Source organism: Streptomyces sp. JL2001 (assembly GCF_050917515.1).
In the GTDB taxonomy this organism is placed as follows: domain Bacteria; phylum Actinomycetota; class Actinomycetes; order Streptomycetales; family Streptomycetaceae; genus Streptomyces.
In genome coordinates, this window is sequence record NZ_CP169421.1 from 6985304 (window position 1) to 7000900 (window position 15597).

The following is a 15597-nucleotide window of genomic DNA, read 5'->3' on the forward strand; positions in this document are numbered from 1 at the left end:
CACGGCCGGGAGCACGCGGAGACGTACGGCACACGGGACGGGCGGTCCGCCGACGGGTGCGGGAACCGGTCGCGGGACGTCCGGTCCGCGGACGGGATCCGGTCCGCCCGGGAAGTCCCCGTCCGCGCATGGACTTCCGGTACGACTCCATGGACTCTTCGACGACCGCCCCCGCGGCCCCCGGCCGTCCCCCTACGGTGAACCCGGCCGTGCGGGCGCCCGTTCGGCCGGCCGTTCACGTCCTGTACCGCGCCCCCACGTGTCGTCGCCACGCGCCGTCCTCCCGCCCCACTGATCTTGGGCTCGCCCGGACCACCGTTCCCCCGGAATCCATCAGAGGTGCTCAGACACATGACCGAAATCGATCGGCGCCGTTTCCTTGCCATCGCCGGCGCCACCGCCGGCTTCGCGGCTCTGAACAGCAGCATCGCCCGTGCCGCCGCGATTCCCGCCGCCCGCACCACCGGCTCTCTCGCCGATGTCGAGCACATCGTCGTGCTGATGCAGGAGAACCGTTCCTTCGACCACTACTTCGGCACCCTGCGCGGTGTCCGCGGCTTCGGCGACCCCCGCCCCGTGACGCTCCCCAGCGGCAAGCCCGTCTGGTACCAGGCCGACGGTGGCAAGGAGGTGCTGCCCTACCACCCGACGGCCGCGAACCTCGGCATGCAGTTCATCGCGGGGCTGAACCACGACTGGGCCGGCGGCCACAAGGCCTTCGCCGACGGCCGGTACGACCAGTGGATACCCGCGAAGTCCCCCGGCACCATGGCGTACCTGGACCGAGGCGACATCCCGTTCCACTACGCGCTGGCCGACGCGTTCACCGTGTGCGACGCCTACCACTGCTCCTTCATCGGGGCCACCGACCCCAATCGCTACTACCTGTGGACCGGCCACACGGGCAACGACCGCACGGGCGGCGGACCCGTGCTCGGCAACGACGAGGCGGGCTACGGCTGGACCACGTACCCCGAACGCCTGGAGCAGGCCGGGATCTCGTGGAAGGTCTACCAGGACGTCGGCGACGGGCTGAACGCCGCCGGGTCCTGGGGCTGGATCGAGGACGCCTACCGCGGCAACTACGGCGACAACTCCCTGCTGTACTTCGACAACTACCGCAACGCCCAGCCCGGCGACCCCCTGTACGACAAGGCCCGCACCGGAACGAACGCCAAGAACGGCGACGGGCTCTTCGACGTCCTGCGCGCCGACGTCGCCGCGGGCACCCTGCCCCAGGTGTCCTGGATCGCCGCCCCGGAGGCATTCTCCGAGCACCCCAACTGGCCCGCGAACTACGGCGCCTGGTACATCGCGCAGGTCCTCGACGCGCTGACCTCCGACCCCGAGGTGTGGAGCAGGACCGCCCTGTTCATCACCTACGACGAGAACGACGGCTACTTCGACCACGTCGTCCCGCCCTACCCGCCGGCCTCGGCCGCCCAGGGACTGTCCACGGTCGACACCTCGCTGGACCACTTTCCCGGCGACGCCCGCTACGCCGCCGGACCGTACGGACTCGGCCCGCGGGTCCCGATGCTCGTCGTCTCGCCCTGGAGCAGGGGCGGTTACGTCTGCTCCGAGGTCTTCGACCACACCTCGATCATCCGCTTCATGGAGCGCCGCTTCGGTGTGGCCGAGCCGCACATCTCGCCCTGGCGCAGGGCGATCTGCGGCGACCTGACCTCGGCCTTCGACTTCGGGCTCGAGGACACCGCCCCGGTGGCGCTGCCCGACACGGCGGGCTACCGGCCGCCGGACGGCGACCGGCACCCCAGTTACGTCCCGAAGCCGCCGGCGAAGCCGGCCCTGCCGGTGCAGGAGCGCGGCACGCGGCCCACCCGGGCGCTGCCCTACGAACTGGTCGTCGACGGCTCGGCCACCCCCTCCACCGGCCGCTACACCCTCACGTTCGGCGCCGGCGCCAGGGCGGGCGCGTTCTTCCACGTCACGGCGCCGGTCCGCACGGACGGGCCGTGGACGTACACGGCCGGGCCCGGCAAGACCGTCTCGGACACCTGGAACTCCGCGTACTCCAAGGGGGTCTACGACCTGACGGTGACCGGCCCCGGCGGGTTCCTGCGCACCTTCCGCGGCCCGGGCACGACCGCCGGCCCGGAGGTGACGGCGCGGCACGACGCGGTCAGCGGCAACCTGGTGCTGACCCTGACCAACCCGGGCGCCGTCGACGTCAACCTGACCATCACCCGCGCCGCCGCGTACGGCGGCGGGTCGCAGACCTTCAAGGTGGCGAAGGGCGCCACGGTCCGGCACACCGTCGACCTGCGCGGCAGCGGTCGCTGGTACGACGTGTCGGTGGTCTCCGACCGCGCCGCCACCTTCCTGCGCCGCTTCGCGGGGCACGTGGAGAACGGCGCCGTGGGTGTCAGCGACCCGGGCATCGCCACCGGCTGAGCCGGGCGCCCCGGGAGACGTCCCGCCGGACACGCCGAGCCTTCGCCGGCCGGCACGGCCGTCGGGACGCCTCCCCCGGGGGCCGGAGCGGAGGGGCGGACCCGATGCCCGGCCGGAGCGGCGGGCCGGACGGCGCGGGCGGTCAGACGGTGACGACCTTCACCCCGGCGTCCGTGAGCTGCCGCACCGCCTCCGAGGGGATCGCCGTGTCCGTCACCAGGACGTCCACCCGGTCGAGTCCGCAGATCCGGGCGAAGGCGCGCCGCCCCATCTTCGAGGCGTCGGCGACCACGACGACCCGGCTCGCCCGCTCGGCGAAGAGCCGGCTGATGCCCGCCTCGTCCTCGTGGTGCGCCATGATGCCGAGCCCCGGGTCGATGCCGTCGACGCCGAGGACGACGACGTCGAGCACCACCTCGCCGAGCACCCCGGCGGCGAGCGGGCCGACGAGTTCGTACGTCTGGGGCCGGGCCACGCCACCCGACACCACGAGCTTGATCTGGGGCCGCACGGCGAGTTCGGCGGCGATGTTCAGCGCGTTGGTGACCACGGTCAGGGCGGGGGCGGTCGGCGCGCCGGGGGACGCCTCGGGCCGCGCCGCGCCGAAGCCCAGCGCGAGAGCGCGCGCCACCTCGGTCGTCGTGGTGCCGCCGTTGAGCCCCACCACCTCGCCCTCGTGGACCAGTTCGGCCACCGCGGCGGCGATCCGCTGCTTCTCGGAGGCGTGCCGGGAGGACTTGTAGCGCAGCGGAAGCTCGTAGGAGACGCCCTGGGGGACGGCGCCGCCCCGGGTGCGGACGAGCAGTCGCTGCTCGGCGAGCTCGTCGAGATCCCGGCGGATCGTGGCCGGCGACACGTCGAGGGTCGCCGCCGCGTCCTCGACCTCCAGCCGGCCGGTGGCCGCGAGCAGTTCGAGGAGCGTGTTCCACCGCTCGTGCTTCGACATCGGGATTCCTTCCGGGCGGTGCACCGCACGCCGTGCGGGATCGCGAGTCTAGCCCCGCTCGCGCACGGAACGAGCACCGTGCGAGCACCGAAGACGCACGGAACGGGCAGGGCCCGAGCACCGAAGACGCACGGAACGTGCACGGTCCGAGCGTCCGAGGAGCACGCAGCGAGCAGGGTCGGGGTACGTGCGCGGGCAGCCGACGCGTGTGGTCGACGGGTTCGCGACGCTGGACCGCGGGCCCTGGCTGATGGATACTGCGCATCATCATGATGCTCGGAAGTGCTTGAAAGTCTGCTGTTTCACGCACAAGCAAGCAGAAGCCACTCTGTGAAGGAGCCGCACGTGCCCACCACGGGTCCCTCCCGCACCGCCGTCGAGATCGCGTCCCAGCCCGCCTGCTGGCGCGAGGCCGCCGACACCCTTCCCCATCACCGGGCCGCTCTGCCCGTGCGCGGCGAGCGGGTCGCCGTGGTCGGCTGCGGCACCTCCTGGTTCGTCGCCCAGGCCTACGCACAGCTGCGGGAGAGCGGCGGGCACGGCGAGACCGACGCCTTCGCCGCCTCCGAGTTCCCCCTGGGGCGCGACTACGACCGGATCCTTGCCATCACGCGTTCGGGTACCACCACCGAGGTCCTCGACCTGCTCGCCAAGGTCCGGGGCACCGCCGTCACCGGGGCCCTCACCGCCGACCCGGCCACCCCCGTCATGACGGCGGCCGACGCCGTCGCGGTCCTGGACTTCGCCGACGAGGAGTCGGTGGTGCAGACCCGGTTCGCCACCACCGCGCTCGCCCTGCTCCGCGCGCACCTGGAGGCCGAGGACGCGCTTCCGGCCGGCGTCCGCACCGTGGCGCAGGCCGCCGAGGACGCCGAACGCGCCGTCGCCGAACCGCTGGCCGACGCGGTCACGGACGCCGAGCAGTTCACCTTCCTGGGTACCGGCTGGACCTACGGCCTGGCGCTGGAGGCCGGGCTGAAGATGCGGGAGGCCGCCGGCGCCTGGACCGAGGCGTACCCGGCGATGGAGTACCGGCACGGGCCGATCAGCATCACCGGACCCGGTCGGGTGGCCTGGGTGTTCGGACCGGTACCCGCCGGGCTCGCCGACGACGTCGCCCGCGTCGGCGGCACGCTCGTCGCGGATTCGGATGCGGATTCGGGCGCGGATTCGGGCGCGGGTCCGGGTTCCGGTTCCGGGCCGGGTTCCGGCGCGGACGGCAGTGATCCGTCCACGTCCGCCGCCCTCGATCCGCTCGCCGACCTCGTCCGCGCCCAGCGGCTCGCCGTCCTGCTCGCCGAGGCCCAGGGGCAGGATCCGGACCGGCCCCGCAACCTCACCCGTTCCGTGGTCCTCTCCGTACCCGCCGGAGAGGACGCTTGATGCCGCTCGTCCCCACCGGCGACATCGTCCTCGGGGCACGCGAGGCCGGAACCGGTGCCGGCGCCTTCAACGTCGTCCAGATCGAGCACGCGCAGGCCATCGTCGCCGGCGCCGAGGCGGCCGGCCGCTCCGTGATCCTGCAGATCAGCGAGAACACCGCCCGCTACCACGGCTCCCTGGAGCCGATCGCGCTCGCCACCCTCGCCACGGCGCGCCGCGCGAGCGTCCCGGTCGCCGTCCACCTCGACCACGCCGAGGCGCCCGACCTCGTCCACGAGGCCGTCCGGCTCGGCTTCGGCTCCGTCATGTTCGACGCCTCGAAGCTCCCGTACGAGGAGAACGTCGCCGCCACGCGCGAGACGACCGCGTACTGCCACCGTCACGACGTCTGGGTGGAGGCCGAACTCGGCGAGGTGGGCGGCAAGGACGGCGCGCACGCCCCCGGAGTGCGCACCGATCCCGACGAGGCGCGGGAGTTCGTGGCCGCCACCGGCGTCGACGCCCTCGCCGTCGCCGTGGGCAGCTCGCACGCGATGCTCACCCGGGACGCGGTCCTCGACTTCGCCCTCGTGTCACGGCTGAGGGACACCGTGCCGGTGCCCCTCGTCCTGCACGGCTCGTCGGGCGTCGGGGACGTGGACCTCAGCTGGGCGGTCAACGCCGGGATGACGAAGGTGAACGTCTCCACACACCTGAACAAGGCGTTCACCCGGGCCGTACGGGACCACCTGGCGGAACACGCCGGCACCGTCGACCCCCGCCGCTACCTCGGCCCGGCGCGCACGGCCGTCGCGGACGCCGTCACCCACCTGCTCGGGATACTGGCGGCGGAGGCGCCGCTCCTTCGCACGTGACGCGGTCGCGCGGGGTGTAGTGCGTGTGGAAGGTCTCCCGCCCGACCTCCGCCCCGCCCTTGTGGAACACCCGGTCCACCGAGACGTCGAAGCCCTCCAGCGGGGTCTGCGGTTCGCACTTCTCGCCCGTGCCCTTGCGTTCCGCCGGCTTCGTGAGCTTGGTGTGGGGGCCTTCGACGGCCTCCACCCGGTCGTACTTCTTGGTGCCGAGGAAGCTGACGGTCACCGAGTGGTCGGTGGCGCGCGCCGAGATGTAGATGCCGTGCCCGGAGTCGTTGCGGAACTTCAGGTCGAGCGAACCCCAGGCGACCGTGGCCTCGCGGCCCGCCGGGTACCGCTCGATGTAGAACGAGTGCGCCCCGTGCTCGATCGGCTTGACCCCGGCGAAGAAGAGCGCGTTGAAGGTCGTGGTGGCGACCGCGGAGACCCCGCCGCCCGGCGCGGAGTGGTACTGACCGTCGAGGATCATCGTGCCGTCCACGAAGCCGTTCGCCTTGGTGCGTTCACCGACGGTCTTGTTGAAGCTCCAGACCTCGCCCGGCTTCACGACCGAGCCGTTGATGAGCTCCACAGCACGCCCGATGTTCGTCGTCCGGTAGGGCGCGGTCGGGAACTCGACGGTGAAGCTGGACATCTGCTCCTTGATCCCGAGCTCCGCCACGGACTTCCGGGTGAGCTCCGGCTGGATGAGCCGGGTGGCGACGGGCGCGGTGCGCGCGGCGTCGCCGGTCTTCGTCAGCAGGGGGCGGACGGCGTCGCCCAGTGCCGCGGCGGTCACCTCGTGCCCGGCGCGGCCGTCGGACTCCACCACCACGCGACCGCCCTGTACGCCGAGCTTCGCCTCGACCGGGCCGGTGGCCAGCGCGTCGAGCGGACGGGCCACGTCCGGGTCGCGCCGGAGCCCCTCCGCGTCGAGCGACGCGGAGAGCCGGCCGTGGTCGTCCGCCTTCACCTTCAGGTGGTCGGAGAGCGTCGCGGGGGAGATCCGCAGCGGTGCGCCGTCGACGGTCAGGGTCACCGGACCCGACATCGCCGGAGTACCGAACTCCTTCATGAAACGGGCGACCTCGGCTTCGCCGACCGTGGGACGGGACACCGCCGTCGGCAGTGCCACCGGGCTCCGGCCGGTCGAGGGGTAGGCGCTCCGCAGCGCGTCCACGGCCCGGGCGGTGTCCAGCTTCAGTCCGGTGCGCGCCTCGGCCACCACGGCCTTGCCGGCCTTGAAGGAGACGGCGCCCTCGGCCTTCTCGCGGTCGTAGGTCCGCGAGGCGGCCGTCAGGCCCTCCGCGGCGCGTCCCTGGTCGAAGGCGACGACCGGCTCGACGGCCCGTTCGCCGGAGGAGAAGAGGCGGCCGATCACCGTCACCGGGTCACGCGAGGAGTCGGCGGCCCGCTCGGCGGTCTTCGCGGTGTCGACCCGCAGGCCGACGGTTCCGGGGGCGACCGTGCCGGCGCTGTCGCCGACCCGTATCGGTATGGCGCGTGTCCAGGAGTCGGGGGCGGAGGCGTCCAGTCTGGACTGCGCCTCGGCGCGGCTCATCCCCCCGATGTCCACGCCGGCCACCGTGGTCCCCTGGGATATGTCGTCCCCCGCGGCCACGAGCCCGGCGATGTACAGGCCCCCGCCGGCGGCGACGGCGGCCGCGGCGACCGTGACGGCGATCCGTGTGCGGCTGCGCCGTCCCGAAGGGTGCGAGGGGGTCGTGTCGACGTCGTTGATGGGGCGGCGCACACGGCCTCCGTTTGCGTTCGGGGATCGGGACGGGCGGGACATACCCGGACGAGAATACGCCCAGTAGGGTGATATCTGCCGGAAATGTGAGTGTCGTCCCATCGGGCTGCACGCCTGCCCCGCCGGTCGCCCACTGGCCCCGCCGCCCCGGCGGGCCCAGGCTGGAGGCATGATTTTCATCGCCGTACGCTTCACCGCCCGCCCCGAGATCGCCGACTCCTGGCTCGAGCTCGTGGCCGACTTCACCAGGGCCACCCGAGCGGAGCCGGGGAACCTCTTCTTCGACTGGTCGCGCAGTGTGGACGACCCGCACGTGTACGTCCTCCTGGAGGCCTTCGCCGACGCCGAGGCGGGCGCCGCCCACGTCGCCTCCGACCACTTCGCGGCGGGGCTCGACGCCATGGCGGGCGCGATCGCCGCGACGCCCGAGATCATCAATGTCGAGGCGCCCGGGCAGGGCTGGGGCGCCATGGCCGAACTCGCCCCGCGGGGCAACCCCTGACCAGGACTCCCGGCGCCCGCCCGGGGCCGGGGTGGGTCGACGGCGAGAAGGTCGTGGGAGCGCTCCCATCGGGATAGGGTCAGCGGCACACCGGTACGTGAGGGGAGACGGCAGATGGTGGTGAGCGGGCGTCGGACCGGCAGGCCGACCCTGGAGGAGGTCGCGGCCAGGGCCGGGGTGGGCCGTGGCACGGTCTCGCGGGTGATCAACGGCTCGCCCCGGGTGAGCGACCAGGCGAGGAAGGCCGTCGAGCGGGCCGTCGCCGAGCTCGGGTACGTCCCCAACCGGGCGGCGCGGGCGCTGGCCGGCAGCCGTACCGACGCGGTCGCCCTGGTGATCCCCGAGACCGAGGCCCGACTCTTCACCGAGCCGTACTTCCTCGACATCATCCGCGGCGTCAGCGTCGAACTCGCGGAGGCGGACAAGCAGTTGCTGCTCACGCTGATCCGTGACGAGAAGGAGCGGCAGCGTTTCGAGCACTATCTCGCCGCCCAGCGCGTCGACGGCGTGCTGCTGGTGTCCGTGCACCGCGAGGACCCGTTGCCCGACCAGGTGCGGATGCTGGGTCTGCCCGCCGTGCTCAACGGACGCCGGTCCGAGGAGGAGCCGGTGGCGTTCGTCGACTCCGACAACGTCGGCGCCGGTCGCTCCGCCGTCGCCCACCTGGCCGGCCGGGGCCGGCGCCGCATCGCGACGATCACCGGTCCGCTCGACATGTACGTGGCCCGCTGCCGTCTCGACGGCTACCGGGCCGGTCTGACGGAGGCCGGCCTGGCGCCCGACGAGTCGCTGGTGGCGACGGGTGACTTCACCGAGGAGGGCGGCCGGCTCGCGATGCGCGACCTGCTGGAGCGGAACCCGGACCTGGACGCGGTCTTCGCCGCCTCCGACGTGATGGCGGCCGGCGCGCGGTCCGTGCTGCGGGAGGCCGGGCGCCGGGTCCCGGAGGACGTGGCGTTGGTCGGGGTGGACGACTCGGCGGTGGCCCGGCACATGGACCCGCCGCTGACGAGCGTGCGCCAGCCGATCGAGGAGATGGGCCGCACCATGGCGCGCCTGCTGTTGCAGGAGATGGCGCGGGAGTCCGCCGAGCAGCCCCGCCGCGTGCTGCCGACGGAGCTGGTGGTCCGCGCCTCGTCCTGACCGCAACGGGACGGGAGGGTCAAGACGAGGCGCGGGGGCCGGGGCAGGGCCGGAGCGAGGTCGCGCCGGCCCGATCGGGCGTCCGGGGTGGGGATCCACCCGACGCCCCGACCGGTCATGAGCAGGTGTCCTGCCGGGCTCCCGGCGTGCCGGCCCGGTCGGCAGGACGTCCCTGAGGGCGGCTCCGGTCAGCGCACCGCGAGCAGGTGCTCCAGGGCCAGCTGGTCCAGGCGTTCGAAGGCGAAGGACCGTTCGGCCACCGCCGTCGCGTCGAAGTCCTCGTACGCGGACCGGTCCGCGAGGAGGGCGGCGAGACCGTCGGCCGCCGTGGGGACCGCGAGCTCGGGCAGCCGGGAGGCCGCCAGTGCCTGCTGGACCTCGGCGTCGGCGCGGAAGGCGGCCGCGCGGTCCTTGAGGATCAGGTAGTTGCGCATGCAGTTCTTCGCGGACTCCCAGACGCCGTCGAACCCGTCGGTCCGGACGGGCTTGAAGTCGAAGTGCCGCGGTCCCTCGTACCCGGCCGACTCCAGCAGGTCCACCAGCCAGAACGCCTGCCGCAGGTCTCCGGCCCCGAAGCGGAAGTCCTGGTCGTACTTGATCCCGGACTGGCCGTTGAGGTCGATGTGGAACAGCTTGCCCGCCCATAGCGCCTGCGCGATGCCGTGCGGGAAGTTGAGGCCGGCCATCTGCTCGTGGCCCGTCTCCGGGTTCACGCCGACCAGCTCCGGGCGCTCCAGGCGCTCGATGAAGGCGAGGGCGTGTCCGATCGTCGGCAGCAGGATGTCGCCGCGCGGCTCGTTCGGCTTGGGCTCGATCGCGAAGCGCAGGTCGTAGCCCTGCTCGGTGACGTACTGGCCGAGCAGGTCGAAGGCCTCCTTCATCCGGTCGAGGGCGACCCGGACGTCCTTCGCCGCGCCGGACTCGGCACCCTCGCGGCCGCCCCACGCGACGTAGGTGGTGGCGCCCAGCTCGACGGCCAGGTCGATGTTGCGGATCGTCTTGCGCAGCGCGAAGCGGCGCACCTCGCGGTCGTTGGCCGTGAAGCCGCCGTCCTTGAAGACGGGGTGCGTGAACAGGTTGGTCGTGGCCATCGGCACCTTCAGGCCGGTGCGCTCCAGCGCGGCCCGGAAGCGCTTGACCGCCGTCTCGCGCTCGGCCTCGGAGGCCTCGAACGGGATGAGGTCGTCGTCGTGGAACGTCACGCCGTACGCGCCGAGGCCGGCCAGGCGCTCGACCGACTCGACGGGGTCGAGGGCCGGGCGGGTGGCGTCGCCGAAGGGATCCCGGCCCTGCCAGCCGACGGTCCACAGGCCGAAGGTGAACCGGTCCTCGGGGGCGGGTACGAAGGGGGCGGGCATGGTCCGGTCCTCTCGTTCGGGGGTCTGGGCGACCGATTTGTTTTCTGTGATAACTAATACGGCACCATGCGCGTCCGCGCCAGAGGGAATCGGGATCCGACGGTCCGGATCCCGTCGGCCGGCCGACGGCACCCGGACCGGTGCGACGGCGCACCATCGACAGAGAGGCGGCATCCATGCCCGTGCAGAACCCCGTGGTGATCGGCGTGGACAGTTCGACACAGTCCACCAAGGCGGCCGTGGTCGACTCCGTCACCGGCGCGCTGCTCGCCGTCGGCCGGGCCCCGCACACGGTCACCGGCACCGACGGCGCGCGCGAGAGCGACCCCGAGCAGTGGTGGTCGGCGCTGCGGGAGGCGGTCGGCCGCGGCCTGAAGGAGTCGGGCGTGCCGGCGGGTGACGTCGTCGGGATCGCCGTCGCCGGTCAGCAGCACGGTCTCGTCGTCCTCGACGCGGCGGGCAATCCCCTGCGGGCCGCACTGCTCTGGAACGACACCCGCTCCGCCCCGCAGGCCGCCGCCCTCACCGAGGCGCTCGGCGGACCGGGCGCCTGGCTGGAGCGCGCCGGATCGGTTCCGGTCGCCGCGATGACCGCCGCCAAGTGGGAGTGGCTGCGGGCCCGCGAACCCGCCACCGCCGCCGCGGCCGCCGGGGTGCGGTTGCCGCACGACTTCCTCACCGAGCGGCTGGCCGGCGTCGCCGCGACCGACCCCGGCGACGCGTCCGGCACCTGCTGGTACTCCACCGCCGACCACGCGTACGACCCGGGGCTGCTCGATCTCCTCGGCCTCGACCCCGCCCTGCTGCCGGCGGTGGCCGCCACCGGCGCCACCCGCGTCGGCACCCTCACGCCGGCGGCCGCCCACGCACTCGGCCTGCCCGAGAGCGTCGCCGTCGCCGCCGGCACCGGTGACAACATGGCGGCGGCCGTGGGCCTCGGTCTCGGCGAGGGCGGGCTGCTCGACCACCCGGTCGTCAGCCTCGGTACCTCCGGCACCGTGTTCGCCGCGACCCGGACCCGCCCGGCCGCCCCGAGCCTCGCCGGGTTCGCCGCCGCCGACGGGACGTACCTGCCGCTCGGCTGCACCCTGAACTGCACCCAGGCCGTGGACCGGTTCGCCCGGCTCCTGGGCCTCGACCGGGAGGATGCCGTGCCGGGTGACGGCGTGGTCGTCCTGCCGTACCTCGACGGTGAACGGACCCCCGACCTGCCGCACGCCACCGGCCTGCTCACCGGGCTGCGGCACACCACGGCCCCGGGCGCCATCCTCGGGGCGGCCTACGAAGGCGCTGCCTTCACCGTCCTGCGGGCCCTGGACGAGCTCCTCACCGCGTGCGGCCAGGATCCCGCGGACCCCGCCGTGGCCGACCGCCCGCTGCGCCTCGTCGGCGGCGGCGCCCGGGGCCGGGTGTGGCGCGACACCGTCCGCCGGCTCTCGGGACGCTCCCTGGTCGTCCCGGCGGAGACCGAACTCGTCGCCCTGGGCGCGGCGGCGCTCGCGGCCGGCGCGGCCGGCGGCGGCGACCCGGTCGCGCTGGCCGACGCCTGGGGAACGGGTCGCGGCACGGTCCTGCCGGCGCTGCCGCGGGACCTCGGGACCTGGGACCGGATCGCGGCGGTCCTGGACGGCGCGGGACCGTTCATGCGCCCGTCGGCCGGCTGACCGTTCCCCGCCGGGCCGTGGGGCGTCCCCGCGCCGGGACGCGCGGGAGCGGGCCGGGCGTGGGGTGTCCCTGTGCCGGGACCCGGGGGAGCGGGGGAGCGGCCCCAGCGCTGAGCCCGGGACGCGGGAGGGCGGCCCGCCTCCGTCCTGCCCGGTGAGCCCGCAGCACCGCCGGGTGCCCGTTCCTCGGCGTGTCGTTCGGGTGCCTTCAGCGGGCGCGGGACGGCGCGCCGGGTTCGAATCGGGACATGGCTCCCTTCGACAGGCCCCGTACGGACGGCTTCACGCCGCCCCCGGCGCCCGGCACCTGGTGGTACGCCGCCGTCGCCGGTGAGGCCGCCGACTCCTTCTGCGCCCGGGTGCGCAAGCGCATGCAGGCCGCCTTCCTCGGCTCGGTGGGCCTGCTGGCCGTCGTCTACGCCGCACTCGTGCTCACCGCCACCGGCCAGCGCTGGGAGAACGCGGCGCTGGCGGGGCGGGTGACCGACGAGACGCTGGCCGCCGCCCACCAGACGAACCCGGCGCTCCGGTACGTCACCCTCTCCTCCCTCGCCGTCGCCCTGGTGGTGCTGACCCTGATCGGCGTCCTGCGCCGGCGCTACGCGCTCACCGCCGTCGCGCTCGCCACGGTCACCGGCTCCCTCCTGCTCGCCGAGCTGCTTCAGGAGTTCGTCCTGGGGCGCCCGGACCTCGTCGGGGCGCCGCCGCACCTCGTGGACAACACGTTCCCCAGCGGGCACACCACGATCGCCATGAGCGTGATGTTCGGCCTGCTCGTCGTCGTCCCCTTCCGCATGCGCGGCCTCGCCGCCGGACTCTGCGCGCTCTGGGCCACCGCGGTCGGCGCCTACACCCTGGCGGCCGGCTGGCACCGGCCCGGGGACGCGATCGGCGCCGACCTGCTGGTCCTGGCCGTCGGCTGCGGGCTGGTCGGGATGCTCGCCCGCCGCGGGCGCGTCGCCCCCGCGCCCCGTCGCCGCTTCCCGCTACGCGCCCTCTTCGTCACCGGCCCGCTGGCCGGGGTCGCCGTCCTCGGCCTCGGGGGCGGCCTCGTCCTTCTTCTCGACTACCTGTTCACGGCCACCGGCGACCCCTCCCTGCCCCGGCTCGCCTACCAGGCCGGACAGGCCCTCGCCGCCGGCACCGGCGCGGCCGCGACCCTGCTGGTCCTCGCCCTGCTGCGCCACGTCGACCTCGACGGACGCCCCGTCCCGTACCGATGGACGGGGCCCTTTACCGAGGAGCCCGAGGAGGAGATATCTTGATGTCGAGCAATCTCGCAGACGCAGACGTGGAGCGGAGCACACCCGGTGACTGACTCGACCATCATCTACACGCACACCGACGAGGCGCCCGCCCTGGCGACGTACTCGTTCCTGCCCGTGATCCAGGCCTATGCCTCGACCGCCGGGATCAATGTCGAGACCCGTGACATCTCCCTGGCCGGCCGCATCATCGCGAGCTTCCCCGAGCGTCTCGAAGAGGGTCAGCGCATCGACGACGCCCTCGCCGAGCTCGGCGAGCTGGCCAAGACGCCGGCCGCCAACATCATCAAGCTCCCGAACGTCTCGGCGTCCATCCCGCAGCTGAAGGCCGCGATCGCCGAGCTCCAGGAGCAGGGCTACGCCCTCCCGGACTACCCGGACGACCCGCGGACCGACGAGGACAAGGACGTCCGCGCCCGGTACGACAAGATCAAGGGCAGCGCCGTCAACCCGGTCCTCCGCGAGGGCAACTCGGACCGCCGCGCCCCGGGCTCGGTCAAGAACTACGCCAAGACGCACCCGCACCGCATGGGCGCCTGGTCCGCGGACTCGAAGACGAACGTCGCCACGATGGGCGAGAACGACTTCCGGTCCACCGAGAAGTCCACGGTCGTCACCGAGGCCGGCACCCTGCGCATCGAGCACGTGGCCGCCGACGGCACCGTCAGCGTCCTGCGCGAGTCCGTACCGGTCCTGGCCGGCGAGGTCGTCGACGCCTCCGTCATGCGCGTCGCCGCCCTGCGGACCTTCCTGAGCGAGCAGGTCGCCCGGGCGAAGTCCGAGGACGTCCTCTTCTCCGTGCACCTCAAGGCCACGATGATGAAGGTCTCCGACCCGATCGTCTTCGGCCACGTCGTGCGCGCCTTCTTCCCGCAGACCTTCGCGAAGTACGGCGAGGTCCTCGCCGCCGCCGGTCTGTCCCCCAACGACGGTCTCGGCACCGTTCTCAAGGGCCTCGACGCGCTTCCGGCCGGCGAGGAGATCAAGGCCTCCTTCACGGCCGAGCTCGCCGAGGGCCCGGCCCTGGCGATGGTCGACTCCGACAAGGGCATCACGAACCTGCACGTCCCGTCCGACGTCATCGTCGACGCCTCGATGCCGGCCATGATCCGCACCTCCGGCCACATGTGGGGCCCGGACGGCCAGGAGGCCGACACCCTCGCCGTCCTCCCGGACAGCAGCTACTCCGGTGTCTACCAGGCCGTCCTCGACGACTGCCGCGCCCACGGCGCCTTCGACCCGTCGACCATGGGCTCCGTCCCCAACGTCGGCCTGATGGCGCAGAAGGCCGAGGAGTACGGCTCCCACGACAAGACCTTCGAGATCGCCGCGGCCGGCACGGTCCGCCTCGTCGACGCCGCCGGTGACGTCGTCCTGGAGCAGGAGGTCGCCGAGGGCGACATCTTCCGCGCCTGCCAGACCAAGGACCTGCCGATCCAGGACTGGGTCAAGCTGGCCGTCACCCGCGCCCGCGCCACCGGCGACCCGGCCGTCTTCTGGCTGGACGAGACCCGTGCGCACGACGCGCAGCTGATCGCCAAGGTCAACGCGTACCTGCCGGAGCACGACACCGAGGGCCTGGAGATCAAGATCCTCGCCCCGGTCGACGCCACGGCGTTCTCCCTGGAGCGCATCCGCCGCGGCGAGAACACCATCTCGGTCACCGGCAACGTGCTGCGCGACTACCTCACCGACCTCTTCCCGATCCTGGAGCTGGGCACCAGCGCCAAGATGCTCTCGGTCGTCCCGCTGATGGCGGGCGGCGGCCTCTTCGAGACGGGCGCCGGCGGCTCCGCGCCGAAGCACGTCCAGCAGCTCGTCAAGGAGAACTACCTGCGCTGGGACAGCCTGGGCGAGTTCTTCGCCCTGGCCGCCAGCTTCGAGCACCTGGCGACCACCACCGGCAACGCCCGCGCCCAGGTCCTCGCCGACACCCTCGACCGCGCCACCGGCACCTTCCTCAACGAGGACAAGTCGCCGACCCGTCGCCTCGGTGGTATCGACAACCGCGGCAGCCACTTCTACCTGGCCATGTACTGGGCCCAGGAGCTGGCCGCCCAGACCGAGGACGCGCAGCTCGCGACGGCCTTCGCCGGCCTGGCGAAGACCCTCACCGAGCAGGAGGACACCATCGTCTCCGAGCTCGCCGCGGTGCAGGGCTCCCCGGCCGAGATCGGCGGCTACTACCAGCCCGACCCGGCCAAGGCCGCGGCCGTGATGCGCCCGTCCGCCACGTTCAACGAGGCCATCGCGTCCCTCGCCTGATCCGGCGCGACCGCCTCTCCGCCCCGGCCGGACACCTGTCCGACCGGGGCGGTCCCGTCGGTGGCGGATG

General features: G+C 73.4%; 11 protein-coding genes. 8 read left to right on the plus strand and 3 right to left on the minus strand.

Annotated elements, in window-relative coordinates:
- Nucleotides 1-351 precede the first annotated feature (351 nt).
- The gene (locus ACE1OA_RS31175) at nt 352-2415 is read left to right on the plus strand and encodes a phosphocholine-specific phospholipase C (protein ID WP_432753731.1); all 2064 of its coding nucleotides are present in this window, start codon (nt 352-354) and stop codon (nt 2413-2415) included.
- A gap of 142 nt (nt 2416-2557) precedes the next feature.
- On the opposite strand, the gene ACE1OA_RS31180 is transcribed toward ACE1OA_RS31175, so the two are convergent.
- Nucleotides 2558-3361 carry a DeoR/GlpR family DNA-binding transcription regulator gene (locus ACE1OA_RS31180; RefSeq protein WP_356605371.1) on the minus strand — a complete coding sequence of 268 codons (804 nt, stop codon included), beginning with the start codon at nt 3359-3361 and terminating at the stop codon, nt 2558-2560.
- 345 nt (nt 3362-3706) lie between these two features.
- Between ACE1OA_RS31180 and ACE1OA_RS31185 the strand changes: the two genes are divergently transcribed.
- Both ACE1OA_RS31185 and ACE1OA_RS31190 read left to right on the plus strand, forming a co-directional pair.
- Entirely contained in the window at nt 3707-4744 is a 1038-nt protein-coding gene (locus tag ACE1OA_RS31185; protein WP_432753732.1) for an SIS domain-containing protein, read from the plus strand.
- Nucleotides 4744-5598: a class II fructose-bisphosphate aldolase gene (locus ACE1OA_RS31190; RefSeq protein WP_384870056.1), complete on the plus strand. Its 855-nt coding sequence runs from the start codon at nt 4744-4746 to the stop codon at nt 5596-5598. The genes ACE1OA_RS31185 and ACE1OA_RS31190 overlap by 1 nt, the downstream gene beginning before the upstream one ends.
- Here the strand turns inward: ACE1OA_RS31190 and ACE1OA_RS31195 are convergent.
- Nucleotides 5546-7372, minus strand: a complete 1827-nt coding sequence (locus tag ACE1OA_RS31195) for a VanW family protein (RefSeq protein ID WP_386541424.1) — start codon at nt 7370-7372, stop codon at nt 5546-5548. The genes ACE1OA_RS31190 and ACE1OA_RS31195 overlap by 53 nt on opposite strands.
- A 127-nt stretch (nt 7373-7499) precedes the next feature.
- Here ACE1OA_RS31195 and ACE1OA_RS31200 point away from each other — a divergent pair, with 127 nt between their 5' ends.
- A complete protein-coding gene (locus tag ACE1OA_RS31200) occupies nt 7500-7832 on the plus strand; it encodes a putative quinol monooxygenase (protein WP_356605365.1) in 333 nt (110 codons plus the stop codon).
- Between the two features lie 114 nt (nt 7833-7946).
- Nucleotides 7947-8975 carry a LacI family DNA-binding transcriptional regulator gene (locus tag ACE1OA_RS31205; RefSeq protein ID WP_384870062.1) on the plus strand — a complete coding sequence of 343 codons (1029 nt, stop codon included), beginning with the start codon at nt 7947-7949 and terminating at the stop codon, nt 8973-8975.
- Nucleotides 8976-9163: 188 nt separating this feature from the next.
- Here the strand turns inward: ACE1OA_RS31205 and xylA are convergent, their stop codons facing one another.
- A complete protein-coding gene (gene xylA / locus ACE1OA_RS31210; RefSeq protein ID WP_432753733.1) occupies nt 9164-10333 on the minus strand; it encodes a xylose isomerase in 1170 nt (389 codons plus the stop codon).
- Nucleotides 10334-10509: 176 nt separating this feature from the next.
- On the opposite strand from xylA, the gene xylB reads away from it, so the two are divergent.
- From xylB to ACE1OA_RS31225, 3 genes are all read left to right on the plus strand, one after another.
- Complete coding sequence (xylB, locus tag ACE1OA_RS31215) at nt 10510-11997, plus strand: xylulokinase (protein ID WP_432753734.1); 1488 nt, start codon at nt 10510-10512, stop codon at nt 11995-11997.
- A 248-nt stretch (nt 11998-12245) separates the two neighbouring features.
- Nucleotides 12246-13262 (plus strand): phosphatase PAP2 family protein, encoded by a 1017-nt coding sequence (locus ACE1OA_RS31220; RefSeq protein ID WP_432753735.1) that lies wholly within the window; start codon nt 12246-12248, stop codon nt 13260-13262.
- Between the two features lie 45 nt (nt 13263-13307).
- Nucleotides 13308-15527, plus strand: a complete 2220-nt coding sequence (locus ACE1OA_RS31225) for an NADP-dependent isocitrate dehydrogenase (protein WP_384870068.1) — start codon at nt 13308-13310, stop codon at nt 15525-15527.
- The last annotated feature ends 70 nt before the right edge of the window (nt 15528-15597 follow it).

Excerpts from the sequence above, each read along its gene's own strand:
- ACE1OA_RS31200 (WP_356605365.1), top strand. The coding sequence starts at position 7,500 with ATGATTTTCATCGCCGTACGCTTCACCGCCCGCCCCGAGATCGCCGAC.
- ACE1OA_RS31175 (WP_432753731.1), top strand. The coding sequence starts at position 352 with ATGACCGAAATCGATCGGCGCCGTTTCCTTGCCATCGCCGGCGCCACC.
- ACE1OA_RS31180 (WP_356605371.1), bottom strand. The coding sequence starts at position 3,361 with ATGTCGAAGCACGAGCGGTGGAACACGCTCCTCGAACTGCTCGCGGCC.
- xylB (WP_432753734.1), top strand. The coding sequence starts at position 10,510 with ATGCCCGTGCAGAACCCCGTGGTGATCGGCGTGGACAGTTCGACACAG.
- ACE1OA_RS31195 (WP_386541424.1), bottom strand. The coding sequence starts at position 7,372 with ATGTCCCGCCCGTCCCGATCCCCGAACGCAAACGGAGGCCGTGTGCGC.
- xylA (WP_432753733.1), bottom strand. The coding sequence starts at position 10,333 with ATGCCCGCCCCCTTCGTACCCGCCCCCGAGGACCGGTTCACCTTCGGC.
- ACE1OA_RS31220 (WP_432753735.1), top strand. The coding sequence starts at position 12,246 with ATGGCTCCCTTCGACAGGCCCCGTACGGACGGCTTCACGCCGCCCCCG.
- ACE1OA_RS31190 (WP_384870056.1), top strand. The coding sequence starts at position 4,744 with ATGCCGCTCGTCCCCACCGGCGACATCGTCCTCGGGGCACGCGAGGCC.
- ACE1OA_RS31205 (WP_384870062.1), top strand. The coding sequence starts at position 7,947 with ATGGTGGTGAGCGGGCGTCGGACCGGCAGGCCGACCCTGGAGGAGGTC.